32 protein-coding genes are annotated in these 23,600 nt (G+C 64.2%); 4 read left to right on the top strand and 28 right to left on the bottom strand.

Annotated features, from left to right (window positions below):
- Positions 1 to 29 precede the first annotated feature (29 nt).
- A complete protein-coding gene (locus BMI89_RS13385; protein WP_075777653.1) occupies positions 30 to 494 on the bottom strand; it encodes an RpiB/LacA/LacB family sugar-phosphate isomerase in 465 nt (154 codons plus the stop codon).
- Positions 491 to 1,276 (bottom strand): triose-phosphate isomerase, encoded by a 786-nt coding sequence (locus BMI89_RS13380; protein WP_078571277.1) that lies wholly within the window; start codon positions 1,274 to 1,276, stop codon positions 491 to 493. Before BMI89_RS13380 ends, BMI89_RS13385 begins: the two co-directional genes overlap by 4 nt.
- 134 nt (positions 1,277 to 1,410) lie before the next feature.
- On the opposite strand from BMI89_RS13380, the gene tkt reads away from it, so the two are divergent.
- Positions 1,411 to 3,417: a transketolase gene (gene tkt / locus BMI89_RS13375; RefSeq protein ID WP_078571275.1), complete on the top strand. Its 2,007-nt coding sequence runs from the start codon at positions 1,411 to 1,413 to the stop codon at positions 3,415 to 3,417.
- 115 nt (positions 3,418 to 3,532) lie between these two features.
- On the opposite strand, the gene BMI89_RS13370 is transcribed toward tkt, so the two are convergent.
- The 15 genes from BMI89_RS13370 to BMI89_RS13300 form a co-directional block, all read right to left on the bottom strand.
- A complete protein-coding gene (locus BMI89_RS13370; RefSeq protein ID WP_078571274.1) occupies positions 3,533 to 4,264 on the bottom strand; it encodes a hypothetical protein in 732 nt (243 codons plus the stop codon).
- Positions 4,254 to 5,192 (bottom strand): sugar kinase, encoded by a 939-nt coding sequence (locus tag BMI89_RS13365; RefSeq protein WP_246832029.1) that lies wholly within the window; start codon positions 5,190 to 5,192, stop codon positions 4,254 to 4,256. The genes BMI89_RS13370 and BMI89_RS13365 overlap by 11 nt, the downstream gene beginning before the upstream one ends.
- A gap of 12 nt (positions 5,193 to 5,204) precedes the next feature.
- The gene (locus tag BMI89_RS13360; RefSeq protein ID WP_078571273.1) at positions 5,205 to 6,155 is read right to left on the bottom strand and encodes an NAD(P)-dependent oxidoreductase; all 951 of its coding nucleotides are present in this window, start codon (positions 6,153 to 6,155) and stop codon (positions 5,205 to 5,207) included.
- The gene (locus tag BMI89_RS13355) at positions 6,152 to 6,895 is read right to left on the bottom strand and encodes an amino acid ABC transporter ATP-binding protein (RefSeq protein WP_078542369.1); all 744 of its coding nucleotides are present in this window, start codon (positions 6,893 to 6,895) and stop codon (positions 6,152 to 6,154) included. Before BMI89_RS13355 ends, BMI89_RS13360 begins: the two co-directional genes overlap by 4 nt.
- 58 nt (positions 6,896 to 6,953) lie before the next feature.
- A complete protein-coding gene (locus BMI89_RS13350; protein WP_078571272.1) occupies positions 6,954 to 7,781 on the bottom strand; it encodes a transporter substrate-binding domain-containing protein in 828 nt (275 codons plus the stop codon).
- Between the two features lie 35 nt (positions 7,782 to 7,816).
- The gene (locus BMI89_RS13345; RefSeq protein ID WP_078521256.1) at positions 7,817 to 8,473 is read right to left on the bottom strand and encodes an amino acid ABC transporter permease; all 657 of its coding nucleotides are present in this window, start codon (positions 8,471 to 8,473) and stop codon (positions 7,817 to 7,819) included.
- A 1-nt stretch (position 8,474) separates the two neighbouring features.
- Complete coding sequence (locus BMI89_RS13340) at positions 8,475 to 9,143, bottom strand: amino acid ABC transporter permease (RefSeq protein ID WP_078521258.1); 669 nt, start codon at positions 9,141 to 9,143, stop codon at positions 8,475 to 8,477.
- Between the two features lie 135 nt (positions 9,144 to 9,278).
- Positions 9,279 to 10,268 carry a LacI family DNA-binding transcriptional regulator gene (locus tag BMI89_RS13335; RefSeq protein ID WP_281478296.1) on the bottom strand — a complete coding sequence of 330 codons (990 nt, stop codon included), beginning with the start codon at positions 10,266 to 10,268 and terminating at the stop codon, positions 9,279 to 9,281.
- 103 nt (positions 10,269 to 10,371) lie between these two features.
- Entirely contained in the window at positions 10,372 to 11,820 is a 1,449-nt protein-coding gene (locus tag BMI89_RS13330) for a DUF2252 family protein (RefSeq protein WP_078571270.1), read from the bottom strand.
- A gap of 83 nt (positions 11,821 to 11,903) precedes the next feature.
- On the bottom strand, positions 11,904 to 12,839 hold the full coding sequence (locus BMI89_RS13325) for an asparaginase (protein ID WP_078571269.1): 936 nt from the start codon (positions 12,837 to 12,839) through the stop codon (positions 11,904 to 11,906).
- 10 nt (positions 12,840 to 12,849) lie between these two features.
- Positions 12,850 to 13,395, bottom strand: a complete 546-nt coding sequence (locus BMI89_RS13320; RefSeq protein WP_078542375.1) for a biotin transporter BioY — start codon at positions 13,393 to 13,395, stop codon at positions 12,850 to 12,852.
- Between the two features lies 1 nt (position 13,396).
- Entirely contained in the window at positions 13,397 to 14,011 is a 615-nt protein-coding gene (locus BMI89_RS13315; RefSeq protein ID WP_078571268.1) for an energy-coupling factor transporter transmembrane protein EcfT, read from the bottom strand.
- Positions 13,986 to 14,732, bottom strand: coding sequence for an ABC transporter ATP-binding protein (locus BMI89_RS13310; protein WP_246832027.1), 747 nt, complete (start codon positions 14,730 to 14,732; stop codon positions 13,986 to 13,988). The genes BMI89_RS13315 and BMI89_RS13310 overlap by 26 nt, the downstream gene beginning before the upstream one ends.
- A gap of 105 nt (positions 14,733 to 14,837) precedes the next feature.
- Positions 14,838 to 16,478 (bottom strand): BCCT family transporter, encoded by a 1,641-nt coding sequence (locus BMI89_RS13305; RefSeq protein WP_078521273.1) that lies wholly within the window; start codon positions 16,476 to 16,478, stop codon positions 14,838 to 14,840.
- 39 nt (positions 16,479 to 16,517) lie between these two features.
- Entirely contained in the window at positions 16,518 to 16,934 is a 417-nt protein-coding gene (locus BMI89_RS13300; protein ID WP_078521656.1) for a universal stress protein, read from the bottom strand.
- A gap of 215 nt (positions 16,935 to 17,149) precedes the next feature.
- Here BMI89_RS13300 and BMI89_RS13295 point away from each other — a divergent pair, with 215 nt between their 5' ends.
- Positions 17,150 to 17,728 carry a hypothetical protein gene (locus tag BMI89_RS13295; protein WP_210402158.1) on the top strand — a complete coding sequence of 193 codons (579 nt, stop codon included), beginning with the start codon at positions 17,150 to 17,152 and terminating at the stop codon, positions 17,726 to 17,728.
- 91 nt (positions 17,729 to 17,819) lie between these two features.
- Here BMI89_RS13295 and rpmD read toward each other — a convergent pair whose 3' ends face one another.
- The 11 genes from rpmD to rpmC form a co-directional block, all read right to left on the bottom strand.
- Positions 17,820 to 18,005 carry a 50S ribosomal protein L30 gene (rpmD, locus tag BMI89_RS13290; RefSeq protein WP_075773858.1) on the bottom strand — a complete coding sequence of 62 codons (186 nt, stop codon included), beginning with the start codon at positions 18,003 to 18,005 and terminating at the stop codon, positions 17,820 to 17,822.
- Positions 18,006 to 18,017: 12 nt separating this feature from the next.
- Positions 18,018 to 18,587, bottom strand: a complete 570-nt coding sequence (gene rpsE / locus BMI89_RS13285) for a 30S ribosomal protein S5 (protein WP_075773857.1) — start codon at positions 18,585 to 18,587, stop codon at positions 18,018 to 18,020.
- Between the two features lie 114 nt (positions 18,588 to 18,701).
- Positions 18,702 to 19,061: a 50S ribosomal protein L18 gene (gene rplR / locus BMI89_RS13280; RefSeq protein ID WP_075773856.1), complete on the bottom strand. Its 360-nt coding sequence runs from the start codon at positions 19,059 to 19,061 to the stop codon at positions 18,702 to 18,704.
- A gap of 11 nt (positions 19,062 to 19,072) precedes the next feature.
- Positions 19,073 to 19,606, bottom strand: a complete 534-nt coding sequence (gene rplF, locus BMI89_RS13275) for a 50S ribosomal protein L6 (protein WP_078521275.1) — start codon at positions 19,604 to 19,606, stop codon at positions 19,073 to 19,075.
- 10 nt (positions 19,607 to 19,616) lie between these two features.
- Entirely contained in the window at positions 19,617 to 20,015 is a 399-nt protein-coding gene (gene rpsH / locus BMI89_RS13270) for a 30S ribosomal protein S8 (RefSeq protein ID WP_152845393.1), read from the bottom strand.
- Positions 20,016 to 20,025: 10 nt separating this feature from the next.
- The gene (rpsN, locus tag BMI89_RS13265; RefSeq protein ID WP_075773854.1) at positions 20,026 to 20,331 is read right to left on the bottom strand and encodes a 30S ribosomal protein S14; all 306 of its coding nucleotides are present in this window, start codon (positions 20,329 to 20,331) and stop codon (positions 20,026 to 20,028) included.
- A gap of 19 nt (positions 20,332 to 20,350) precedes the next feature.
- Complete coding sequence (rplE, locus tag BMI89_RS13260) at positions 20,351 to 20,908, bottom strand: 50S ribosomal protein L5 (RefSeq protein ID WP_078549282.1); 558 nt, start codon at positions 20,906 to 20,908, stop codon at positions 20,351 to 20,353.
- Positions 20,908 to 21,213, bottom strand: a complete 306-nt coding sequence (gene rplX / locus BMI89_RS13255; RefSeq protein WP_078521279.1) for a 50S ribosomal protein L24 — start codon at positions 21,211 to 21,213, stop codon at positions 20,908 to 20,910. The genes rplE and rplX overlap by 1 nt, the downstream gene beginning before the upstream one ends.
- Positions 21,213 to 21,581 (bottom strand): 50S ribosomal protein L14, encoded by a 369-nt coding sequence (rplN, locus tag BMI89_RS13250; RefSeq protein ID WP_075773851.1) that lies wholly within the window; start codon positions 21,579 to 21,581, stop codon positions 21,213 to 21,215. Before rplN ends, rplX begins: the two co-directional genes overlap by 1 nt.
- A gap of 76 nt (positions 21,582 to 21,657) precedes the next feature.
- Positions 21,658 to 21,891, bottom strand: coding sequence for a 30S ribosomal protein S17 (gene rpsQ, locus BMI89_RS13245; RefSeq protein WP_078521280.1), 234 nt, complete (start codon positions 21,889 to 21,891; stop codon positions 21,658 to 21,660).
- A 12-nt stretch (positions 21,892 to 21,903) separates the two neighbouring features.
- Positions 21,904 to 22,104, bottom strand: a complete 201-nt coding sequence (gene rpmC, locus BMI89_RS13240; RefSeq protein WP_078521281.1) for a 50S ribosomal protein L29 — start codon at positions 22,102 to 22,104, stop codon at positions 21,904 to 21,906.
- Positions 22,105 to 22,293: 189 nt separating this feature from the next.
- Between rpmC and BMI89_RS13235 the strand changes: the two genes are divergently transcribed.
- Positions 22,294 to 22,929: a 2OG-Fe(II) oxygenase family protein gene (locus tag BMI89_RS13235; protein WP_078571265.1), complete on the top strand. Its 636-nt coding sequence runs from the start codon at positions 22,294 to 22,296 to the stop codon at positions 22,927 to 22,929.
- An 82-nt stretch (positions 22,930 to 23,011) separates the two neighbouring features.
- Positions 23,012 to 23,545 carry a flavodoxin domain-containing protein gene (locus BMI89_RS13230; RefSeq protein ID WP_078571264.1) on the top strand — a complete coding sequence of 178 codons (534 nt, stop codon included), beginning with the start codon at positions 23,012 to 23,014 and terminating at the stop codon, positions 23,543 to 23,545.
- Positions 23,546 to 23,600: the final 55 nt, after the last annotated feature.

Below are 23,600 nucleotides of genomic sequence, written 5' to 3'. Positions count from 1 at the left end.
GGCGAACCGCCCGACCCTCGGGAGTTCGCTCAGGCCGTCGTGTGATACTTGGCGTCGACCGCGTCAATGGCCTGAACGTTGCCCGCCGATTTCCCCTCGGGATCGAAGGACGAGGACAGGAAGGCATCGGCAATGTCTTTCGCGAGCTCCGCCCCCACGACCCGCGCACCCATCGTGATGATATGCGCGTTGTTCGAAGTCGCCGCCTTGCCCGCCGAATAGGTGTCGTGGGTCTGGGCTGCACGGATACCCGGCACCTTGTTGGCCGAGAGGCAGACCCCGATCCCGGTGCCACAGCACAGGATCGCACGGTCGTAGGTTCCGTCCTTGACGCCCGATGCGACGCGATCCGCGAGATTGGCGTAGAAATCGTCCGGCCCGGCCTCGGTGCGCGAGGCTTCAGTCACCTCGTAGTCGGGGTTCTGGCTGAGATATTCGGCCAGGATCTTGGCGAGCGGTTCGCCGGCGCTGTCGCCGGCCACTGCGATTTTCATGACAGTTCCTCCGTTTTGACTTGTGCGTCCAGCGCGGCATTGCAGCGCGCGAGAATGTCGAGATATCCGGCCACGTTCCAAGCAGAGCGACCGATGAACAGCCCGTCGATATGCGGGCAGGCGATCAGCTCTGCGCAGTTGTCAGGATTGACCGAGCCGCCATAGAGGCAGGGCACGCGGCGGCCCGTCACCTCTTGCGCCACAGCGATGATCTCGGCCTGGCGGGCATCGGCGTAATCGGCCGTGGCGGGAATACCGTTTTCACCGATGGCCCAGACCGGCTCGTAGGCGAGCCAGATCTCGGCCTGTTTCTGGTCCTCCGACAGCTTCGAGAGCGCACCGCGCACCTGCGTGGCCAGCACTTCAGCGGCCCGCCCCTCTTCGCGATCCTCGAGCGTCTCGCCGATGCAGATGAGCGGGATCAGCCCGTGGCGCACCGCAGCCTCCGTCTTGAGGCCGACCGTCTCGTCGGTCTCGCCGAAATGGGCGCGGCGTTCGGAATGGCCGAGCTCCACAATGTCGAGACCGCAATCAACCAGCATCGGCGCGGACACTTCGCCCGTCCAGGCGCCGGCATCGGCCCAATGCATGTTCTGCGCACCGACCAGCGCGGGCGTGTCAGCCAGCGCGGCCTTGACCTGCCGCGTCGCGGTGAAGGGCGGAATGACAAAGCTCTGGATACGCGGCGACAGGGTCGCAGCCGCGAGGCCATCCGCCCAGGCCATCGCCTCGGACAGGGTTTTGTTCATCTTCCAGCTGGTGCCGATCCAAACCTCGGGCATGTCGAACGCTCCTCCGTCGTGTTGAGGTTAAATAACATGCGTCACGTTAGTTTCAACATTATTTTTGTTACTTTGTGATTTTTAATTGTTAGAACCTGTGACCGCTGCTAGCGTTCGCGCCATAGGAGGATCCCATGCTCGATCACGCTCAAGTCGCGGCCAAAGCCGCTATCGACCCTGAAAACTTCGCCCTCGCCAATTGCCTGCGGGCGTTGGCCATCGACGCGGTGAATGCCGCCAATTCCGGCCATCCCGGTGCGCCGATGGGCATGGCCGACGCGGCCACCGTGCTGTTTCGCAACCATCTGAAATTCGACGCCTCGGCCCCCGACTGGCCCGATCGCGACCGTTTCGTTCTGTCGAACGGCCATGCGTCGATGCTGCTTTACGGGCTACTGCATCTGACCGGCTACGAAGACATGACGCGCGACCAGATTCGCAATTTCCGGCAATGGGGGTCGATCACGGCCGGTCATCCGGAATGGGGCCATGCGAAGGGCGTCGAGACGACGACTGGTCCGCTGGGACAGGGCTTGGCGACCGCCGTAGGCATGGCACTGGCCGAGCGCGCGCTAGCCACCGAGTTCCCCGGCCTCGTCGATCACCGCACATGGGTGATGCTGGGCGATGGCTGTCTGCAGGAAGGGATCGGACAAGAGGCGATCTCGCTTGCGGGCCATCTCGGGCTGGGCAAGCTCAACCTGCTTTACGACGACAATGACATCACCATCGACGGGCCGACCTCGGTGTCCTTCTCGGAGGATGTTCCGGCGCGGCTTGCGGCCTGTGGCTGGCATGTGATCCGCTGCGACGGGCATGACGCCAAGGCGCTCGACGAGGCTATGGCGGCCGCGAAGGCCGAGACCGCGCGGCCCAGCTTGATCGCGATGAAGACGGTGATCGGCTTCGGCTCGCCGAACCGGGCGGGCACCGCGAAGGCGCATGGTGCACCGCTCGGGGACGAGGAAGGCGCGCTGGCCAAGCAGGCGCTCGGTTGGGACGCAGCGCCGTTTGACATCCCTGAGAACCTCGCCGCAGCCTGGGCCGCCATCGGGGCCCGTGGCACGCAGGCCCGCGCGGAATGGGAGGACGCCCTCGCCGCCTCCGGCAAGACCGCCGAATTCACCGCCCGTGTCGAGGGCAAGCTGCCCGAAGGCTACGCCGCCGCCGTCGAGACTGCGCGCGCCGAGCTGTTCGAGAAACCGCAATCGGTCGCAACCCGCAAAGCCTCGCAGATCGCGCTGGAGCATCTCGCCAAGGCGGTACCTGCGATGATCGGCGGCAGCGCCGATCTCACCGGCTCCAACCTGACGCGCGTCGCTGCGGTCGACTCGTCCTACACCGCCGCCAAACCGGGTCGCTATATCGGCTACGGTGTGCGCGAGTTCGGCATGGCGGCGGCGATGAACGGTCTCGCGCTGCATGGCGGCCTCAAGCCCTATGGCGGCACGTTCCTCGTGTTCTCGGACTACGCACGCAACGCGATCCGCCTGTCGGCCCTGATGGGGCTGGGCGTCACCTATGTGATGACCCACGACTCGATCGGGCTCGGCGAGGACGGCCCCACGCACCAGCCGGTCGAACATCTGGCCTCGCTGCGCGCGATCCCGAATCTCAACGTGTTCCGGCCCGCGGATGCGGTGGAGACGCTGGAGGCGTGGGATATCGCGATCCGGTCGACAGGCACGCCGTCGTTGCTGGTGCTGTCGCGGCAAGGTGTACCGCAACTGCGAGGCCCGGGGGATGAGAACCTGACCGCGCGCGGCGCCTATGTGATCCGCTCCTTCGGGGAGAGCCGCGATGTGACGCTTCTCGCGACAGGGACCGAGGTGGCGCTGGCCGTGGAGGCCGCAGAGGCGCTGCATGCGGACGGCGTCAATGTCGCCGTGGTCTCGATGCCATGCTGGGAGTTGTTCGACGCGCAGTCCGAGGACTACCGCGCCGAAGTTCTCGGCGCCGCGCCGAGGATCGCTGTCGAGGCCGCATCGGCCTTCGGCTGGACCCGCTACGTCGCGCGCGAGGCGGATGTGATCGGCATGCCGGGCTTCGGCGCCTCGGCTCCGGCAGAGCGGCTCTATGCCGAGTTCGGTATCACCAAAGATGCGATCGTTGCGCGCGCCAAGGCGCTGATCGCGGGCTAAAGGTGGCGCGGGTCTGAGTGACAGGCCCGCGCTCTTTCCTCAGCCGTCGAGGCGGCGCTCGATCCCCGACGACGCGCCTGTTGCTCCATCGACCAACCACAGCGTGCTTGGGCGTTCAGAGCGCCCGCGTGGTCATCGAAACCTGACAGCCCTCGAGCCCGCCACGCACCTCCGCGCCCGCGGGCAGAGGTTGCGGGCCGATGCGCGCGCCGGTGACGATGCAATGCTCCGCCCGCAACCCCGGCCCGATGACGGCGGCCCGCTCGGCAAGGAAGCTGAGGAAGCACACGATCTCGGAGAGCGACATGCCCGCGGCCATCGTGGGCGGATCGGACGGCGTGCCGATCGCAAGCGGCAGACGCGTCAGATCGCGGCTCTGCCAATCAGGGACCTCGTCGCCCAGAATGATCGCCTGGTTCGAGAATCGGTCCGCCATCTGCGCCAGCGGCGGCTGCTTTTCGAGCGCGGTGAAGCGCGATTGCAGCACCTCGAAAGCGATATGAACGCTGCCGATCGCATCCAGAATCTCGGCGGGCTTGGCCTTGGGCGAAATATCGGCGCGCAGCCGCACCGCGATTTCCAACTCAAGTCGGACATGGGGCGCGACGGCAAGGGTCGTCCCCGTCGGGTGGATCGCTCGGCTCAGAACCGGCGCGCAGGACAGGTCGCGCCCGCCCAGAAGCGCGTGTTTCCAGCCGCCCACCGGACCGAGATGGCGCAGGCTCTCGGCCTGCACCGCATAGGCCTCCGCCGGGCTTTCCGGGAGCGGGGTCAGCGCATCGAGCGTCTCGCCGTCATTCGCGGCGGCCAGAGCTTCTGCTGCGCTTGCGATTTGGTCACGCTGCATGATGTGCAACCTCTTCTTTCATAGCTTCGCGCGGGATGACCGCGCCGGGATAACGGACGACGCAGCTTGCGAGCCGTGCGCCATTGAGAATTGCCGCCTCCAGCGGCTTGCCGCGTTGCAGGGCGGAGAGAAGCGCGGCGTCGAAACTGTCGCCAGCGGCAGTCGTGTCGACAGCCGGTACTGGCGCCGGCAGCGCGACCCGCAGCGCCGTACCCGATGCGTCGCGCGCGAGCACCGCACCGCCCCCTGTCGTCAGCACGATCATCCCCGGCGCATGTGTCTCGCAGCGCGCCATGACCGCCTCGGGATCGGCCTCGTTCCAAAGGGCCGCGAGATCGTCGAGCGAGGGCAGCGCGAGGCTCGTCACCGCCAAGGCGCGCTCCGTCCACTCCGCCGCCTCGGCCCGGTCCCGCCAGAGCCGCGGGCGGTAATTCGTGTCATAGGCGACGGTGACGCCACGCTGGCGCAGAGCATCGAGCTCCGCCAGCAGCCGCGCGCGCGCCTCCTCGGGAAGGATCGCCAGAGTGATACCGGAGAACAGCAGGACACGCGCCTGACCGAGCGCCGCGACCTCAGCCCCTTTCGCGCCGAACATCCGGCGCGCCGGCGCCTGATCGCGCCAATAGGTGAAGCTGCGCTCGCCCGTTGCATCGGTGGCGATGAAGCTCAGCCCCGGGCTGCCATTGGCCTCGGCCCCGATCGCCTCGATCTCGACACCCTCCTGCGCAATCGTGTCGCGCATCCAGCGGCTCATCCCGTCTTCGCCCAGCCGCGAGAGATAGCCGACCCGCAGATCAGGCCGCAGCCGCGCGAGATAGATCGCCGCGTTGAGCGTGTCGCCGCCGAGGCGACGATGGAACAGATCGGGCGTTGCGGGATCGTTGGTGAATTCGGCGAGAGGCTCGCCGATGCAGAGAAAGTCCAGCATGTGAGGCTCCGGTCAGGCAGGCGTTACCGGGCTCGGAAGCGGGCTTCCGGCCAGATAGGCGTCGATATTGGCGATCACCAGCTCCGCCATCGCGCGCCGCGCCTCGTTCGTCGCGGAAGCGATGTGCGGCGTGAAAAGCGTATTGGGCGCGCGCAGAAGACCGTCTTCCGCCCCATCGGGCGCGGCAGGTTCAACCTCGAACACATCGAGCGCGGCAGAGCCCAGCGTGCCGCCATGCAAGGCCGCCGCCAGCGCTGCGCTGTCGACGACCGAGCCGCGCGCGACATTGACCAGAGTGCCCTCGGAGCCGAGCGCCTCGAGCACCGGCGCATCGACGATATACCGCGTCTCGGGCGTGGCCGAGAGCGTGACGAACAGGACATCGCTTTCGGCGGCCAGCGTCCGGGCGTTGGGGCGCCATGCCTCGGGGGCGTCATCATGGGGCTTGCGCGCATGGTAGATCACATCGACCCCCAGCGCGCGGAGCATATCCGCCAGCGCCCGCCCGATCCGGCCATGGCCGAGGATACCCGCCCGGCAACCGGTCAGCGCCTGACCCAGCCGGGGTTTCTGTCCGTTCGACCAACCGCCGGAGCGCAGCAGCCGCTCGCCCTCGCCGATCCGGCGCCGCACCGAAATCGCGAGCCCCAGCGCCAGTTCGGCCACCGCCTCCGACAGCACATCCGGCGTCGTCGTCACATGGATGCCGCGCGTGGCCGCCGCATCCAGATCGACCGCATCGGTGCCCACGCCATTGACCGCGATCAGGCGCAGGTCGGGAAATTCGGCGATCTCCGCGCCCGAGAGACCGCGCGCGCCGCTGGTCAGCACGACCTCGATGCCCTCGCGGGCCCCGGCATCGCGGGTGACCGGATGCTCGGCGCAGAACGCTTCCATCATGTCGGCGGGCTTCAACTCGATCAGCGCGAGGATCGGCGGGTTCGATTTGGCCTCGTCCTTCATGAGATCTGCCCCAGGAAATTACGCAGACGCTCGGATTTCGGATTGCCGAAGAACTCCGCCGGCGGCCCCTCTTCGATGATCGCGCCCTGCTCCATGAAGATCACGCGGTCGGCAACGGCGCGGGCGAAATCCATTTCGTGAGTCACGCAGAGCATCGTCATCCCTTCGCGGGCCAGATCGATCATCGTGTCGAGCACTTCCTTGACCATCTCGGGATCGAGCGCCGAGGTCGGCTCGTCGAACAGCATGATCCGCGGCTCCATGCAGAGCGCCCGCGCAATCGCGACCCGCTGCTGCTGGCCGCCCGAGAGCTGGGCGGGAAACTTGTCGGCCTGTTCGGGGATCTTCACGCGCTCCAGATATTTGCGCGCGGTCGCCTCTGCGGTGGCCTTATCCGCACGTCCCGTCTTGAGCGGCGCGAGCGTGCAGTTCTGCAGAACAGTCAGGTGCGGGAACAGGTTGAATTGCTGGAAGACCATCCCGACATCGCGACGTACCTTGGCGACGTTCTCGCCGCCAGCCGTCAATTCGATCCCGTCGACGGTGATCTTGCCGTCCTGAATCTCTTCGAGCTGGTTGAGCGTGCGGATCAGGGTCGATTTGCCGGAGCCGGACGGACCGCAGACCACGATCCGCTCCCCTTGTTCGACCGTCAGATCGATTGACTTCAGCGCCTGAAACGCACCGAAGAACTTGGTGACGCCGCGCATCTCGACGGCGGGCTGCTGTGCTTGTGTCATGGGATGCCTTGTTGGGTGATCCGGCGCAGCGCGGGGCTGCGCCGGATGTGAAGTGAGATCAGTTCGTGGCCGATTTCGGCGTCGCGGCTTCCTCGACCGAGCCGTTGCGGACGAAATCGGGGATGTCCGTCGCGAGCCACTGCTCGGAGATCTTGTCCATCGTGCCGTCTTTCATCGCGGAACCGACGAACTCGTTGATCTTCGCCAGAAGCTTGTCGGCGCCCGGCTCGACCGCGATGCCCTGAACCTGGCTCGAGAGCGGGAACTTCTCGTCGAAGCGACCCGGCGCGGCCTTCTCGATCTGGGCTGCCACGACGTTCGAAACGCCGATCAGCGGCACCTGACCCGAGAGCAGCGCCTGCACCGCACCCGCATCGTCATCGAAGCGGCGGATCGTGGCGTCATCGGGGGCGACCTTGGTCACGCCCGCATCCTGCGTCGAGGCGCGCACGACGCCGACCGACTCGCCCGACAGATCAGCCGGCTTGGAAACCTTCTCATCCTTCTTGCCGTAGACCATGATCTCGATCCCGGCATAGGGGCGCGAGAAATCGACCCGCTTGGCGCGCTCGGGCGTGATGCCCAGCGAGGCGACCAGCACGTCGACCTGACCCGAGAGCAGGTAGGGGATGCGGTTCGGGCCGGTCACCGGCACGATCTCGATCTTGGTGCCGAGGTAATCGGCGAGCGCCTTGGCGGTATCGGCGTCATAGCCTTCCGGCTTGCCGGTGGTGCCCATCAGACCGAAGGGCGGAAAATCGACGAGCATGCCGACTTTGAGCACGCCGGCCTTCTCGACCTGATCGAGCGTGGTGGCCTGCGCCTGGCCTGCCATCAATGCGCCGACCGTCAGGGCCGCCGTTGCAACTGTCTTGAGAAACTTCATGGATTACTCCTCCTAAACCTGAAGCGGGTGAAAAATCAGCGGGTGAATGCGAGGCGCATCCGCCCTTCCAACCGGCGCGCGTAAAGCGACAGCGGCCAGCAGATGATGAAGTAGATCGCGGCCACCAGCCCGAAGACGACGAACGGGTCGAAGGTCGCGTTGTTGACGATCTGACCGGCGCGGGTCAGCTCGGTGAAGCCGATGATCGAGGTCAGCGAGGTGCCCTTGATCAGCTGCACGAGAAAGCCGACCGTCGGGGCCACGGCGATCCTTGCCGCCTGCGGCAGAACCACATGCTGCATCCGGTCGCGATAGCTCAGCGACAGCGCAGTCGCGGCCTCGGTCTGCCCTGAAGGCACCGCCTCGATCGAGCCGCGCCAGATCTCGCCCAGATAGGCGCTGGCATGGAAAGTCAGCGCGATCGCCGCCGCCAGAAGCGGGTTGATCGGCAGGTTCAGCACGGTCAGCCCAAAATAGAACAGGAACAGCTGCATCAGGAGCGGCGTGCCCTGGAAGATGCGGATGAACCCGGCGCTGATCCGGCGCAGCGCCTTCGAGCCGGAGCTGCGCGCGAGCGCCACGAACAGCCCGCCGATTGCGCCGCCGATGAAGGCGATGGCCGACAGCAGAAGCGTCCAGCGCACGGCCTCGATGATGAACAGGATGTCGGAAGGTCCGAATTGGCGGATCATGTCAGCGGCTCGCAGGATAGTTGAATACGGCGTTCTGGATGAGCTTGAAGAGCCCCGAGAACAGCAGCGAAAGGACGAGGTAGATGCCGGTCACGACGAGGTAGATCTCGAAGCTGGCGAAGGTCTTGGCGTTCAGATCTGCGCCGATGGAGGCCAGATCGTTTGCCGAGATCGTCGAGACGACCGACGAAGTCAGCATCAGGTAGATGAACTGGCTCGTCATCGCCGGATAGACGTTGCGCAGCGCCGGTTTCAGGATCACGTAGCGGAAAATCTGGATCGGCCCGAGCCCCAGCGCGCGCCCGGCCTCGATCTGGCCATTGGGCACGGATTCGATCCCGGCGCGGGTAATCTCGGTCCCGTAGGCGCCGACATTGATCACCAGCGCGATCAGCGCCGCGACATTGGGATCGAGCGAGATCCCGATCGCGGGCAGCCCGAAATACAGAAAGAAGATCTGCACGAGGAAAGGCGTGTTGCGGATGATCTCGACATAGGCACCAACGATCGCGTGCAGCACCTTGGAATGCGACGTGCGCGCGGCAGCCCCCAGAACCGACACGATCAACCCCAGGATCATCGCCGCGAAAGACAGGCGGATGGTCAACCATGCGCCATAGAGCAGCAGGTCGAAATTCTCGAATACGGGCGTGAAATTGAAGTGATACACGTCGCCTCCCCTGCGTGTAACCACATGCCCCTCCGCTCCTCAACGATTGGACATATGCATTTTTAGATCGATCTAATTAGAACGATCTAAATCCTGAGTCGCAAATCACGGATGCGTGATGGTCTTTGGCGGGGATCAGTCGACGGGGCCGGTAGTGTCGCGCACTCGCAGGCGGGGCGTCACGATCTCGGATTTGAGCTCTGCGCTCGGGTCCTTGATCCGCCGCAGCAGCAGCTTGGCCGAGGCTGCCCCGATCTGGCGCGGGAATACCTGCACCGTCGTCAGGCGCGGCGGCGCGCCGAGATCGATGAAGGACAGGTTATCGTGCCCCACCACCGAGAGGTCGCGCCCCGGCATCAGGCCGAGGTCGAACAACCCTCGCAGCAGACCCGAGGCGAGGATGTCGTTGAAACAGATCGCGGCAGTCGGGCGCGGCTCCAGCGCCATCAGCATCGCGGCCGATTGCGGCGAACCATCCCATTCCAGCGGCACGTCGATCACCCCGGCATTGACGAGCCCCTGCGCGCGCAACTCCTCTTCGAAGGCCCCGAGACGTTCTTCCCGCGTCGACACCTTCCCGGCGAGCGAGACAAAGGAAATCCGCCGATGGCCGAGATCGCGCAGATGCCGCACGCTCAGCCGCACCGCGAGGCCGTGGTCGGACCCGGCAAAATCGCTCAGATCGCGCCCGACATGGCGCATCGCCTGCACCAGCGGCACGCCTGCTGCGACCAGCTTCTCTATCGTGTCCGGCTCGGTCCCTTCAGCGGGAAAGAGGATGATCCCTTCGGCATCGTGCTCGCGCAACCGGCGCAGCAACCCCGACTGCCGCTCCGGATCGTCGCGCGAGCTGGCGAGCATGACCTGATAGCCCTGCTCGTCCAGCTCGGCCTCGATCCCCTCGACGAATTCCGAGAAGAAGCTGTTCACCAGGTTCGGGATGATGACGCCGACCGTGCAGCTTTTCTGGCCGCGCAGTCGGGCTGCCCCGCTATTGGGCACGTAGTCGAGCTCGGCAATGACCTTTTCGACCTTCTCGCGCGTCTTGTCCGCAACCAGATCGGAGCCGCGAATGACGAGAGAGGCGGTCGCGCGGGACACGCCCGCCGCCCGCGCCACATCCATCAATGTCGTACGCTTGACCGCCATAATCGCGGAGTAACGACACGAAGGCGATCACGCAAGCACGACAGATTCGCCGCGCCGACCGCTGCCCAGAGGCGCGACCCTAGCGGTAGTGCTTCTGCGTCATGTCGAAGGCGCCGCGCTTCAGATCCATCTTGAAGAACTTGTGGTCGCGCTTGAGCCGCTTGACCGCCTCGCGTCCGAAACACAGCAGATCATCGACGAACAGGTCGAAGGGCTGCATCGCCTCGATGATGCGCGGCTCGATCCGGTAGTCCAGTTCGCCCGCATCGTCGGAGCGCGCATGGGCCTGCGCCAGCGCCTGACCGCAGGCATGGGCATAGTCGCGCCAGCTGCTCTTCGAGAGATCGTCGAGATCGATATCGTCGCGGAACGGCGCGCGCTCGCGCGACATGAAGCTCATCTCGTCGATCTCCACGCTGCCGTAGAACACATCGCCCTGCGCCAGGTGGACCCGCTGGCCATGCGCGATCCGGTCGCCCTTGTCGCCGGCGACGAAATCATTCTCCGGCACGAGGCCTTCCAGCGCGGATTGGCGAGCGCGCTTGAACTCGATGATCAGATCGTCGCTCGCATCCTTGCTCGGCCCTTCGATCAGGCAATAGTAGCGCGGCAGCCCCAGCGACGCCGTGCCCTGCCCGTGGCGGATGCAGACATCCTTCACCTTCAGCTCGCCCGCGCGACCGCCCGGATCGATCCCGTTCTGCTTGGCCACGTCATTGATGTAGCCCTGAAACTCCGAGATCCGGCTGGAGATCGGCGTCAGTTCGTCATTCGCCCGGAAGCCCCGCCCGGTCTCGTTGAGATAGCGATCCCAGAGCCATTTCTTCCGGCTCTTGCGCGCCTTCTTGAACATCCGCTGGATCACCTTCGGGCTGTTATCGGGGCGCATCTGCTGGCTCGCCTCCTTGTCGTGGCGGGCGTAGAATTCCATCCCGTCGCGATAGCCTTCGACGAATTTGCGCACGATCTTCTCGCGGTGCTTTTTCTTCTGATCGCCCTCTTCCTTGGCCGCGATCAGGAAGCCCGTGATCCCCCGCTTCAGATCCCAGGTGAAGGGCCCGTACAGCACGTCGTCGAAATCGTTCACACCGAAGATCGGCACGTTATCGGCATTGGGCATGATCCCGAAATTCTCGGGGTGAACGTCGCCGAGCGCCAGCACCGTCGGCATCCGCTCATCCTCGCCCAGCATGTCGCGGTGGAACAGAAGCGAGGTGCCGCGGAAGAAGGAGAACAGCGAATCCGCCAGTTCCTCGAACTTCTCGCCCGCGCCCTCGGCCTTCTCGTCGATCCGCACCGCGTGATCCTCGATGATCGTCGAGCGCACATGAAGGCGCCGCGCAAGCCCCGTCAGATCGCCCGGACGCATCACACAAGGGTATCTCACATAGGCCTCGGCAAGCTCGCGATAGGCCTCGACCCGGCTCTGGAGCTGTTCGACGGGCACGACCCCGGTGGCCTTGCGCGACCGCTTCGGGCTTTGCGCTTTCGAATTGGAAGATTTCGGCTTGTTGTTGCCTTCGGCCATGGGAGGTGCTCCTTTTCGGGGTTCGCTCTCCTAACGGAAAGGCGGGCGAAGACGTTCCGAAAAACCGGCGTGAGCACCAAAGATCAGGGCGTATATTCCCCGCAGAGCGCGCGGGACAGGCGGGCGGCCCGTTCCTGCGGATCGTCGAGCGAGAGGACATGGGCGAGCTTGGTATAGGCCGCCTCCGGCGTCATGTCGCGCCCGTCGATCACCCCGTGATCGCGCAGGACAGCCCCCGCCGCATAGGTGCCAAGCGCCATGCCGCCCTCGGGGCATTGGCTGACCGCGATGACGGGGATCGCGCGCTCTTGCGCAGTGGCAAGCGCTGCGCGCACGCCGGGCGTGTCGGGCGCAGTTCCCGAGCCATAGCAGCGCAGCACCAGACCATCGCAGGTCTTGGCGGCATGTTCGAGAAGGCTCTCCTCCGCCCCCGGCGCCACCGCCAGAACGGCGATCCGGGCGGGCCGGATCGGGTGGCGCGTCAGGCGCTCCCCCGGCTGGCGAGGCGGGATGTCGGAGGGATCAGCGGCAAAGGCGTCGAAGGCACGCGAATGGCTTTTGCGGACCCGCGCGCCGTGCAGCAGGCGTCCTGCGAATTGCACCCAGACGCCGGGCGCCGCCTGCCCTGCCGTCGTGATCGCGTCGCGCAGATTGCGCGCGCCGTCATTGCCTTCGACCGACAGCGGCAGCATCGAGCCGGTCACGATCACCGGCTTGCCCAACCCTTCGAGCGCGAAGCACAAAGCCCCCGCCGTATAGGCCAGCGTATCGGTGCCGTGGGTCACGATCACACCGTCGCAGCGGTCGTGATGCGCGGCGATGGTCTCGGCGATCCTGTTCCAGTCGGCGGGCGTGGCATTGGCGCTGTCGATCAGCGGATCGAGACGCAGAGTCTCGACCTCGCGCCCCTCGGGCAAGGTGGCGAGGAACTCCTCGACCACGCCCTGCTGCGGCACAAATCCCGCGTCCGAGGCGACCATGCCGATCGTGCCGCCCGTATGGATCAGAAGCAGCGCCACGCCACGCGTCTCAGTGCCGCGACAGGACGCTGGAAGGCCGCGCGCGCGACAGCGACACCGTCAGCGCAGCCACGATCAGCGCCTTGATCATGTCACCCGGGATGAAGACCAGCATCAGCGAGGTGCTCTCGATCAGGCTTTTGCCAAGCGCCAGCGACAGCCCGACGATCCCCATCGCGTAGGACAGCACGATCCCGCCAAGGATCGCCCCCACGAAGACCGAGGCACCCAGCGGCACCGAGCGCCACTTCTCGACGATGAAACCGGTCAGCCATGCGGCGAGCGGCCAGCTAAACAGGAAGCCACCCGTCGGGCCGAAGAAGACGCCAAGCCCCCCACGACCACCGGCCAGCAGCGGCAGCCCCACGGCCACCAGCAGCAGGAACAGCAGGACCGCCAGCGCACCGCGCTTCGATCCCAGCACGGCCCCCGCCAGCATGATCCCAAGGCTCTGCGCCGTGATCGGCACCCCGAAGCCCAGCGTGATTTTCGGGATCAGCGCGAGCACTGCAATCAGGGCCGCAAACAGCGCGATCAGCGCGACATTCTTTTCCATCTCAAGTCTCCCTCTCGGATGTGAGCCCTCCCCGGGCCCGTAGCGCATCGCCGACATGGTCGGCATCGTCAAGCGCAAGAAGCGTGAAGGGCAGCACCAGCCGCCAGCTTGGCCGCCGGGTTGCCCGGGCGCGCCAGCTCTCGGTGAGGCGCCCGCCCTTGTTGGTCAGCACCGGCACCATACGGATCACCAGCGCGATTGCGATCTCCAGCGCGGCGGTCGACAGCCCGAAGCGACGCAAAGGCGTCGTCAGCCAGCGCACGACCGCGATCATATCACTCAACCGCGTCGTCATCGACACGAGGTTCGCCAGCGCCACCGCAGAGATCATCCGCATCACGATCACCGCGCCCTGCACCAGCTCGCCGATCACCGCCTGCCAGATCGCGACGATCACGATGAAGGGCCAGAGCAGTTTCAGAGCCGCGAGCCCCGCGCGCAGGAAGGCGCGGCCCGGCAAGGTATAGGCGATCGCGATCGCCGTTACGACGCCCGCAAGGATCAGCGGGTTTTCGATATAGAACAGGCCCACGGTCGCCACGCAGAGCGCAGCCAGTTTCAGACCCGCAGGCCAGTCATGGGCGGCTGTCTTAACGGGAGAGCTGAGCGATATCATCGGCCTCTCCCGCGCGGGTCATCTCTTCGACGTAGGCGGGCAGCACCTCGCGCGCCGCGCCATGCATCCGCAGCCGCCCTTGGTCGAGCCAGAGGATTTCGTCGTAATGCTCCAGCTCGCGCGGGTCGTGCGTCACCTGCACCAGCGTCCCGCGATAGAGCGTCAGCGCCCGGCCCAGCTGCGCCTTGGTCGGGATGTCGAGGCCGGAGAAGGGCTCGTCGAGGATCAGCAGGTTCGGGGCCATCGCGCTCACTGCCATCAGGCACAGAAGCTGCTTCTGGCCTTGGCTGAGCGTCGTCACATAGGCATCGCGCCACGCCGCCTTGCCGAACTGCTCCAGGGTGCGATCGGCCGCCGCTTCGGCCTCGGGCTTCTTCATTCCCTGCTGACGCAGCCCAAAGGAAATCTCCTCGATCACGGTCGGAAAGATGATCTGGTGATCGGGGTTCTGGAACAGGATACCGACCTCGCGCAGCGCGGCCTTCCGGTCGGCGGCCAGATCGTGCCCGTTGATCCGCAGACTGCCCCGGCTCGGCGCGATCAGCCCCGCCATCAGTCGCGACAGGGTGGATTTGCCCGATCCGTTGCGCCCCACCACGCCGATGCGCCGGGCGCGGGTCTCCAGCGAAATCCCCTCCAGCACCGGACGACCGTCAAGATCGTGGCCGAGATCGGAAATCGCGATATGGCTCGCGGAGGTTTGGGTCGCGCCGTCAGACATGCGCCGGGTCATATACGCAGACGCGCCGCGTTTCCAGACGCCCTGCACATAGCGAAAGGCGCGCGAGGTTTCCCCCGCGCGCCTTTGTCTCAAAGCTTGGCCAGCTTACCGAGGTTCGGTCCGCAGACCCTTCCAGATCGCCCAACACATCACCAGCAGAACCAGCGTGAAGGGCAAACCGGTCGAGATGACCATCGCCTGTAGCGCGCTCAGACCGCCGCCGATCAACAGCACGATCGCGACCGCGCCCTCGAAAGTGGCCCAGAACACACGCTGCGGGACCGGCGCGTCGACCTTGCCGCCTGCGGTGATCGTATCGATCACGAGCGAGCCGGAGTCCGACGAGGTCACGAAGAACACGATGACCAGGACGATCGCGATGACCGAGGTGATCGAGGCCAGCGGCAGCCCCTCCAGCATCGCGAAGAGCGACAGCGGCGGGTTGTAGCTATCGATGACCTGCGCCTTCACCAGCGAGCCGGACGGATCCGAGATGACCTGATCGATCGCAACACCACCGAAGACCGCCATCCACAGCACGCAGACGAGCGACGGGATCAGCAGAACGCAGATGATGAACTCGCGCACGGTACGGCCACGCGAAACGCGGGCGATGAACATGCCGACGAAGGGCGACCAGGAAATCCACCACGCCCAGTAGAACGCGGTCCAACCGTCGCGATAGCTGTCATCCGTGCGCCCGATCGGGTTCGACAGCGGGATGATGTCTTTCGCATAGGCCAGAAGACCCTGACCGAAATCGGTGAAGATCATCAGCGTCGGACCCGCGAAGAGCACGAAGAGCAGCAGCAGCGCCGCGATCCCCATGTTGATCTCCGAAAGCAGCTTCACGCCGCCATCGAGGCCGCGCAGCACCGAGAACAGCGCAACGCCGGTGATCAGCGTGATCAGGATGACCTGCACCGTCGTGTCGATCGGAACGCCGAAGACGTGGTTGAGACCCGCATTCGCCTGCTGCGCGCCGAAGCCAAGCGAGGTCGCAAGGCCGAACAGCGTCGCGAACACCGCGATGATGTCGATGATATGGCCGGTCCAGCCCCAGACCTTCTCGCCGAAGATCGGATAGAAGGCCGAACGGATCGTCAGCGGCAGCCCCTTGTTATAGGAGAACAGCGCCAGCGCGAGCGCCACGACCGCATAGATCGCCCAGGGGTGCAGACCCCAGTGATAGATCGTCGCGGCGAGGCCCATTTCCTTGGCCCGTGCGACATTCTCCGGGATCAGGTTGCCGTCCGCATCGAAGGGCGAAGGCGTGCCCAGAGGCTGCGAGACCGCCATGTGATAGACCGGCTCAAGCACGCCGAAGAACATCAGGCCGATACCCATACCGGCCGCGAAAAGCATCGCGAACCACCCCATATAGGTGAAGTCCGGCTCCGCATCCGTGCCACCCAGACGCACTGCGCCATAGGGCGAGACGATCAGGGCAAGGCAGAAGATGACGAAGATGTTCGCGGCGCTCATGAAGAACCAGTCGAAGGTCGAGGTCAGCCACGGGCGCATCGCGCCAAACAGCGAACTCGCCTGCTCCGGCAGAGCCAGCGCATAGAAGACGAAGGCCACGATGGACAACGCCGAGATCATGAAAACAGGGTTGTGAATGTCGAAACCGAAGGGCCCTACCTGCCCTTCGAGGTTGTCTTGACCGATCTCATAGTCGGTCTCGATCAGTTGTGTGTCCCCTTCGGGGGCAGGGATGCCCTGAACTTCTTCAGGTTCGGCCATATGCCGTCCTCCTGTCCTTATTGGTTATATTGGTCCGCGTTATCCGCGTACGAGAAACACCGACGCATCGCTGTGCGCGGCGAGGTGGCCGCCATGCGACGCAAAGAGATAGTTGGCCGCGTTGGGCACATGCGTGGCCATCACCACCAGATCAGCGCCGAGATCATCAGCCGTCTTCAGCAACGTCTTGTCGAGATCAACGGCCGGGTCGGGCACGATGACTGCCTTCGACGACCCCTTATGCCCAAACTCGTTGGCATGGCTCTGCGCGAAATCGTCCAGTTTCGCGGCATATTCCTTGGCATTGTGGCCGAATTCGCTCGGCTCTTGGCTAGTGACACCTATGAAAACAACTTCTGCGTCGTGTTTCGCTGCGATTTCCGAAGCGACTTTCAACGTCTTGCCCATCTTCTCGACATGACGCAGGTCGACCGGAACCATGATTTTTTCAAACATATCGATCCGTCCCTCAGTCTTGAAGCGCAGCACCCTATTGCAGGATGCAACGATATCCAACCAACCCAGTGTGTCACATTCGGTTCCGGATTTCGTGAAGAAAAATTAAAGAAATGACATGCCTGCCTCGGGGCCTGCGGCGCGCGGTCACATCGGCGCCGGATTCCGTCCTACGTCGCCGTATGAATTCCAGTTGGCTCAGGAAGGAGAGACCGATGCGTTTTCACAGCTCACTTGGAACAAGACTTGGCGCGATAGTCACCGTGATCGCGGTCGTTTTAGGCACGGCCCTACCCGCACAAGCGGCGCTCACCTCGGCGGAACATAGGGCGGTGCTCGCGGCGCTGGATGACGAGTATCACGCGCAGGCCACCTATCGGGCGATCATGGAGAGGTTTGGCGCCGTGCGCCCCTTCTCGAATATCGAGCGGGCCGAGATCTCCCATGCTGCGGCGCTGATCGCTGTGCTGCGGCAGAACGGGCTATCCGTGCCCGCCAACCCTTATCTGAGCGGGGCCAAGCCTCTGGCCCCGGTGCCGGGCACCTTGGCCGAGGCTTGTGCGCTTGGCGTGCAGGCGGAGATGGCCAATTCCGGGCTCTATGACGGGCGGCTCCTGCCGGCGGTCACCGGGAATGCGCAGCTTACCCAGATCCTGACGCGCCTGCGCGATGCCTCGCAGACCAAACACCTGCCCGCCTTCCAGCGCTGCGGAGGCGGTGGGCAGATGCAGGGGCGCGGCATGGGCGGCCAAGGGCGCGGCTATGGCGGCGGCAGAGGCCCCGCCTGGAACTGAGGCGCCCTGCCCTCCGAAGACACACCCCACGAATGCAAAACGCCCCGGCCTTTCGGTCGGGGCGTTTCGGTATTCAGACGAACCGGTCGGCTCAGCCGCGCTCTTCGACGATTTCGACGAGGTGCGGGATTTTCGCGACCATACCGCGAACGGCCGGGGTATCTTCCAGCTCACGGGTACGGTTCATCTTGTCCAGACCCAGACCTTTTAGCGTGGCACGCTGGATGGCGGGGCGACGGATCGGCGAACCGATCTGCTTGACGACGATGGTAGCCATTGATCGCTCTCCTTACGCTTCCGTGGCTTCGGCAGGTGCCTCAGCCTCGGGCTTCTTGAGGATGTCGGCCACTTTCTTGCCGCGGCGCGCAGCCACCTGACGGGGGCTTGCTTCGCGGGTCAGACCGTTCAGCGTGGCACGGATCATGTTGTAGGGGTTCTGGGTGCCGGTCGATTTCGACACGACGTCCTTCACGCCCAGCATCTCGAACACGGCACGCATCGGACCACCGGCGATGATCCCGGTACCTTCCGGTGCGGTGCGCATCACGACCTTACCAGCGCCGTGACGGCCCTCGATGTCGTGGTGCAGCGTGCGGCCATCGCGCAGCGGGACGCGGATCAGGTTGCGCTTCGCTTGCTCGGTGGCTTTGCGGATCGCTTCCGGAACCTCTTTGGCCTTGCCTTTGCCGAAGCCGACACGGCCACGCTGGTCGCCGACGACCACGAGGGCTGCGAAGCCAAAGCGCTTACCACCCTTCACGGTTTTCGACACGCGGTTGATCGCGACGAGGCGATCGGCGAATTCCGGGTTTTCGTCGCGGTCGTCGCGGCGGCCCCGGCGGTTGTCACGTTCTGCCATGAGGCATTCCTTCTCGTGATGGCGTGGTTTCACGCCGTTTGTCTCAATCCAGGTGCCCCGCCCCGAAGGGCGCGGCCCGGATCATCGGGGGGACGCGAACGTCCCCCACCAGTCTTAGAACTTCAGACCGCCTTCGCGGGCTGCGTCGGCGAGTGCCTTGATCTTCCCGTGGAACAGGAAGCCACCGCGGTCGAAGTAGCAGGTTTCGACACCGGCTTTCTTCGCACGCTCGGCGATCGCGGCGCCGACTTTGGCTGCCGCTTCGACGTTGTTCTTGCCGACCACACCGAGATCCTTCTCGAGCGTGGAAGCGGCGGCCAGAGTGCGACCGTTCACGTCGTCGATCAGCTGAACGCTGATGTTTTTCGACGAACGATGCACCGAAAGACGGGCGCGACCAGCGGCCATCTTGCGAAGCTTGTTCCGGACGCGCAGGCGGCGCTTGAGGAACAGATCCCGTTTGCTGTTTGCCATTTTCGCGTTCCTTACTTCTTCTTACCTTCTTTGCGGAAGATATACTCACCCTTGTAGCGGATGCCTTTGCCCTTATAGGGCTCGGGAGCACGCCATTCGCGGATATTTGCCGCGACCTGGCCCACCTGCTGCTGGTCAGAACCTTCCACAACGATCTCGGTCTGCTTCGGAGCGGTGACAGTCACGCCCTCCGGAACCTCGAAGTTGACTTCGTGCGAATAACCGAGCGACAGCTTCAGGACGTTGCCCTGCATCTGCGCACGATAACCAACACCCTGAATCTCCAGCTCCTTCTTGAAGCCTTCGGTCACGCCCTGGACGAGGTTCGCGACCTGCGAGCGGGTCATACCCCACTGCTGGCGCGCGCGCTTCGACTGGCCACGCGGGGTGACGGTGACGGCGTTGTCCTCGACAGCGAGGGTCACGTCGTCGGTCGCGGTGAAGGTACGGGTGCCTTTCGGCCCCTTCACTTCGATGGTCTGGCCCGACAGCTGCGCAGAAACGCCGCTGGGAAGCTCGACCGGTTTCTTACCAATACGAGACATTGAGCCCTCCTTAGAACACGGTGCAGAGCACTTCGCCGCCAACATTGGCGGATCGTGCGTTTGCATCCGACATCACGCCCTTCGAGGTCGAGACGATCGAGACGCCGAGGCCCTGACGGACCGACGGAACGTCTTTCGCGGCCATGTACACGCGGCGACCGGGGGTCGAGACGCGCTGCAGCTCGCGGATGACCGGGGTGCCCTCGTAGTACTTGAGGCTGATTTCCAGCTCCGGATGGCCGGCAGCAGACGTCGCCTGCTCGTAACCACGGATGTAGCCTTCGTCAGCCAGCACGTCGAGAACCCAAGCGCGGAGCTTGGAGGCCGGGGTGCGGACGGTGGATTTGCCACGCAGTTGCGCGTTGCGGATGCGGGTCAGCATATCGCCGAGAGGATCGTTCACAGACATGTCGCCCTCCTTACCAGCTCGACTTTACCATGCCGGGGATCTGACCGTAGGAGGCCAGGTCACGCAGCATGATCCGCGAGAGTTTGAGCTTACGGTAGTAAGCGTGGGGACGACCCGTGAGCTGGCAACGATTGTGCAGCCGGACCGCCGACGAGTTGCGCGGGAGTTCCGCGAGTTTCAGCGACGCCTTGAAGCGCTCTTCCATCGGGCGCTCCTGGTCGTTGATGATTTCCTTGAGCGCGGCCCGCTTGTCAGCGTACTTGTTCACAAGACGCTGGCGCTTCGCTTCGCGCGCAACCATGGATTTCTTAGCCATAAGTTTCGTTCCTCCGCGATCAGGCGTTGAAGGGCATGTTGAAATGCTTCAACAGCGCCTTCGCTTCGGCATCCACGTCAGACGTGGTCACCATGATGATGTCCATACCCAGAACCTCATCGACCTTATCGAAGTCGATCTCGGGGAACACGATGTGTTCCTTGAGGCCCATTGCGAAGTTGCCACGACCGTCGAAGGACGGCTTCACACCGCGGAAGTCGCGAACGCGCGGCATAGCAACGTTGATCAGGCGATCGAGGAATTCGTACATCCGGTCACCGCGCAGGGTCACTTTCGTACCCAGCGGCATCTCTTCCCGGACGCGGAAGCCAGCGATCGACTTCTTCGCCTTGGTCATCACGGCCTTCTGACCAGCGATGAGCGAGAGCTCTTCGGCGGCCTGCTTGACCTTCTTGGTGTCTTTCACGGCTTCGCCGACGCCCATGTTCAGCACGATCTTGTCGAGCTTCGGGATCATCATGTCGTTCTTGTAGCCGAACTCTTCTTTCAGCGCCGCCTTGATGGTGTCGCGGTAAAGAGCGCGAAGACGCGGAGTGTAGGTTGCTTGATCGAGCATCAGATCGCATCCCCCGTGGTCTTGGCGAAACGCACCTTCTTGCCGTCTTCCTCGCGGAAGCCGACGCGGGTGGCTTTGCCGTTTGCGTCCATCAGAGCCAGGTTCGACAGGTCGATCGGCATAGCCTTGGGCTGGCGACCGCCTTGGTTGGACTGGGTCTGACGCTGGTGGCGGATCGCAACGTTCACGCCGTCGACGACAGCTTTGCCGGCTTTCGGGTCAACAGAGGTGATCTCACCCTGCTTGCCCTTGTCCTTGCCAGCGAGAACGACGACCTTATCGCCTTTGCGGAGCTTAGCAGCCATTACAGCACCTCCGGAGCAAGCGAGATGATCTTCATGAAGTTCTTCGCACGCAGCTCACGCACGACCGGCCCGAAGATACGGGTGCCGACCGGCTCGCCCGCGTTGTTCAGGATGACGGCGGCGTTGCGGTCGAAACGGATGGCGGTGCCATCGTCGCGACGAACTTCTTTGGCGGTGCGCACGACGACGGCCTTACGGACGTCACCTTTCTTCACGCGGCCGCGCGGGATCGCTTCCTTGACCGACACCACAATGATGTCGCCCACGGATGCGTAACGGCGGTGCGAGCCGCCGAGGACCTTGATGCACTGAACCCGGCGAGCGCCGGAGTTGTCAGCAACATCCAGATTGGTCTGCATCTGGATCATGGGGTTACTCCCGACCTTTGGGGACGCCTATGCAGTAAGGGCCCCAGGGTTTCGAATACTGACGGATGGCCCCGGCTTACGCCGAAACCACAACCCGCCAGCGCTTGGTCTTCGAGACGGGTGCGCACTCTTCGATGCGAACAATGTCACCGGTCTTGAACTGGTTTTCCGCGTCATGGGCGCGGTATTTCTTGGACTTCCGGATCGTCTTCTTGAGAACCGGATGCGTGAAGCGGCGCTCGACCGAAACGGTTACGGTCTGGTCGTTCTTGTCCGACGTCACGGTACCTTGCAGGATGCGTTTGGGCATAGGAAGCTCTCCTTACTTCGCGGCTTCAGCGGCTTTTTGGTTCAGCACGGTTTTGATACGTGCAACGTCCCGACGAACAGAGCGCATGCGCGCGGTGTTCTCGAGCTGGTTCGTGGCCTGCTGAAAGCGGAGGTTGAAGGCTTCTTTCTTCAGCGAGACGAGCTGATCACGCAGCTCATCAGGCGTCTTCGCCTTGAGTTCTTGGGCGTTCATCCCGGGTCCTTTCTTGGCATCAGAGGGCCCCTCGCGGGTGACCCTGCTTTCTGATGGGTTATGTCGGTCCTGATTTCAGGAACTTGGGGCCAATATCAGAGCGAATCGAATATGGCAAGGATTGTTTGGCCTTCGGCCCGCTTTGGCGTAACAGCGGGGGTAAATCCACGCCCAGTTGCGAGAGCCCTAATGTCCGAGCCCAAGACCCAGATCGAGTCCCTCTTCGTCACCCGCCTCTACCGCGCCTCCCTATCCGCATTCGGCCCGAAGGTCGATACGGGTGAGCTGGAAGCGTCGTGCTACGCCATCGCTGAGGATGACGAGGCCGGGCAGGACTGGTGCGAGGAGAACGGCTATCCGGGCTATACCTCCTACGCCTCGCTCACCGACCTGCCCTGGCGCTTCCCGATCTTCGCCGACATGGTGAAGGCGCTCGACAGACACGTCGCGGCCTTCGCCGAGGATCTGCAATTCGATCTGGGCGAGGGCAAGCTGGTGCTCGAAGACCTCTGGATCAACATCCTGCCCGAAGGCGGCACCCACAGCTCGCACCTGCACCCCCATTCGGTGATCTCGGGCACGACCTATGTCGCGATGCCCGACGGCGCCTCTGCGCTCAAGCTGGAAGACCCGCGCAGCGCCCGGATGATGGCGGCCCCGACCCGCCTCAAGACCGCCCGGCGCGAGCTGCAGCCCTTCATCTACATCGCCCCCGAACCGGGCGAGGTGCTGCTCTGGGAAAGCTGGCTGCGCCACGAGGTGCCGATGAACATGGCCGAGGACGAGCGCATCTCGGTCAGCTTCAATTACAAATGGGTGGATTGAGCCCGGCGCTTTGATCACAATCATAGCCAAACCGCGTCTCACCTGATTTCCTTGCTGCGCAACCAGATAACGGGAGCGCAGCATGAAAACACTCGTCGCCTATGCCTCCAGCGAGGGGCAAACCCGCAAGATCGCGCGGCACGTCGCCGACCGGATCTCCGAATTGGGCCACTCCGCCGAATTGATTTCCACGAAGGAAGCCGAGGGGATGAACCTCGACCGGTTCGACCGGATCATCCTCGCGGCCTCGATCCATGTCGGACATTATCAGGGCCGCTTCGCCGATTTCGTCGCAGAGCAACGCGACATCATCCGGAACCGCCCGAGCCTCTTTCTCTCCGTGTCCCTGGCCGCCGCGGGCCACGACGCGGAGGATTGGCGCGCACTCGACAAGATCCTCAAGGACTTCGAAGAGGCGACCGGCTGGACGCCGGATCTGACCGAGCAGATCGCGGGCGCCTACCTGCCGTCGAAATACGATATCTTCCGCCGGTTCGTGATGCGCCGGATCGTGGCGAAGAAGGACCCCGATGCCGATCTCGACGCCGATATCGAATATACCGACTGGGAAGCACTCGAGGCGCTGATCGACGGCTGGATTTCCGACGGCGCCTGATCATACCGCCAACAACGCAAAAGCCCCGCCATCTCTGGCGGGGCTTTCGTTTGTC

Origin of the sequence: Thioclava sp. F36-7, from assembly GCF_002020075.1 — a bacterium.
Taxonomy (GTDB): Bacteria; Pseudomonadota; Alphaproteobacteria; order Rhodobacterales; family Rhodobacteraceae; genus Thioclava; species Thioclava sediminum.
This window is presented reverse-complemented; position numbering and strand designations above follow the sequence as displayed.

Excerpts from the sequence above, each read along its gene's own strand:
- BMI89_RS13385 (WP_075777653.1), bottom strand. The coding sequence starts at position 494 with ATGAAAATCGCAGTGGCCGGCGACAGCGCCGGCGAACCGCTCGCCAAG.
- BMI89_RS13380 (WP_078571277.1), bottom strand. The coding sequence starts at position 1,276 with ATGCCCGAGGTTTGGATCGGCACCAGCTGGAAGATGAACAAAACCCTG.
- tkt (WP_078571275.1), top strand. The coding sequence starts at position 1,411 with ATGCTCGATCACGCTCAAGTCGCGGCCAAAGCCGCTATCGACCCTGAA.
- BMI89_RS13370 (WP_078571274.1), bottom strand. The coding sequence starts at position 4,264 with ATGCAGCGTGACCAAATCGCAAGCGCAGCAGAAGCTCTGGCCGCCGCG.
- BMI89_RS13365 (WP_246832029.1), bottom strand. The coding sequence starts at position 5,192 with ATGCTGGACTTTCTCTGCATCGGCGAGCCTCTCGCCGAATTCACCAAC.
- BMI89_RS13360 (WP_078571273.1), bottom strand. The coding sequence starts at position 6,155 with ATGAAGGACGAGGCCAAATCGAACCCGCCGATCCTCGCGCTGATCGAG.
- BMI89_RS13355 (WP_078542369.1), bottom strand. The coding sequence starts at position 6,895 with ATGACACAAGCACAGCAGCCCGCCGTCGAGATGCGCGGCGTCACCAAG.
- BMI89_RS13350 (WP_078571272.1), bottom strand. The coding sequence starts at position 7,781 with ATGAAGTTTCTCAAGACAGTTGCAACGGCGGCCCTGACGGTCGGCGCA.
- BMI89_RS13345 (WP_078521256.1), bottom strand. The coding sequence starts at position 8,473 with ATGATCCGCCAATTCGGACCTTCCGACATCCTGTTCATCATCGAGGCC.
- BMI89_RS13335 (WP_281478296.1), bottom strand. The coding sequence starts at position 10,268 with ATGGATGTGGCGCGGGCGGCGGGCGTGTCCCGCGCGACCGCCTCTCTC.
- BMI89_RS13330 (WP_078571270.1), bottom strand. The coding sequence starts at position 11,820 with ATGGCCGAAGGCAACAACAAGCCGAAATCTTCCAATTCGAAAGCGCAA.
- BMI89_RS13320 (WP_078542375.1), bottom strand. The coding sequence starts at position 13,395 with ATGGAAAAGAATGTCGCGCTGATCGCGCTGTTTGCGGCCCTGATTGCA.
- BMI89_RS13315 (WP_078571268.1), bottom strand. The coding sequence starts at position 14,011 with ATGATATCGCTCAGCTCTCCCGTTAAGACAGCCGCCCATGACTGGCCT.
- BMI89_RS13310 (WP_246832027.1), bottom strand. The coding sequence starts at position 14,732 with ATGTCTGACGGCGCGACCCAAACCTCCGCGAGCCATATCGCGATTTCC.
- BMI89_RS13305 (WP_078521273.1), bottom strand. The coding sequence starts at position 16,478 with ATGGCCGAACCTGAAGAAGTTCAGGGCATCCCTGCCCCCGAAGGGGAC.
- BMI89_RS13300 (WP_078521656.1), bottom strand. The coding sequence starts at position 16,934 with ATGTTTGAAAAAATCATGGTTCCGGTCGACCTGCGTCATGTCGAGAAG.
- BMI89_RS13295 (WP_210402158.1), top strand. The coding sequence starts at position 17,150 with ATGCGTTTTCACAGCTCACTTGGAACAAGACTTGGCGCGATAGTCACC.
- rpmD (WP_075773858.1), bottom strand. The coding sequence starts at position 18,005 with ATGGCTACCATCGTCGTCAAGCAGATCGGTTCGCCGATCCGTCGCCCC.
- rpsE (WP_075773857.1), bottom strand. The coding sequence starts at position 18,587 with ATGGCAGAACGTGACAACCGCCGGGGCCGCCGCGACGACCGCGACGAA.
- rplR (WP_075773856.1), bottom strand. The coding sequence starts at position 19,061 with ATGGCAAACAGCAAACGGGATCTGTTCCTCAAGCGCCGCCTGCGCGTC.
- rplF (WP_078521275.1), bottom strand. The coding sequence starts at position 19,606 with ATGTCTCGTATTGGTAAGAAACCGGTCGAGCTTCCCAGCGGCGTTTCT.
- rpsH (WP_152845393.1), bottom strand. The coding sequence starts at position 20,015 with ATGTCTGTGAACGATCCTCTCGGCGATATGCTGACCCGCATCCGCAAC.
- rpsN (WP_075773854.1), bottom strand. The coding sequence starts at position 20,331 with ATGGCTAAGAAATCCATGGTTGCGCGCGAAGCGAAGCGCCAGCGTCTT.
- rplE (WP_078549282.1), bottom strand. The coding sequence starts at position 20,908 with ATGCTCGATCAAGCAACCTACACTCCGCGTCTTCGCGCTCTTTACCGC.
- rplX (WP_078521279.1), bottom strand. The coding sequence starts at position 21,213 with ATGGCTGCTAAGCTCCGCAAAGGCGATAAGGTCGTCGTTCTCGCTGGC.
- rplN (WP_075773851.1), bottom strand. The coding sequence starts at position 21,581 with ATGATCCAGATGCAGACCAATCTGGATGTTGCTGACAACTCCGGCGCT.
- rpsQ (WP_078521280.1), bottom strand. The coding sequence starts at position 21,891 with ATGCCCAAACGCATCCTGCAAGGTACCGTGACGTCGGACAAGAACGAC.
- rpmC (WP_078521281.1), bottom strand. The coding sequence starts at position 22,104 with ATGAACGCCCAAGAACTCAAGGCGAAGACGCCTGATGAGCTGCGTGAT.
- BMI89_RS13235 (WP_078571265.1), top strand. The coding sequence starts at position 22,294 with ATGTCCGAGCCCAAGACCCAGATCGAGTCCCTCTTCGTCACCCGCCTC.
- BMI89_RS13230 (WP_078571264.1), top strand. The coding sequence starts at position 23,012 with ATGAAAACACTCGTCGCCTATGCCTCCAGCGAGGGGCAAACCCGCAAG.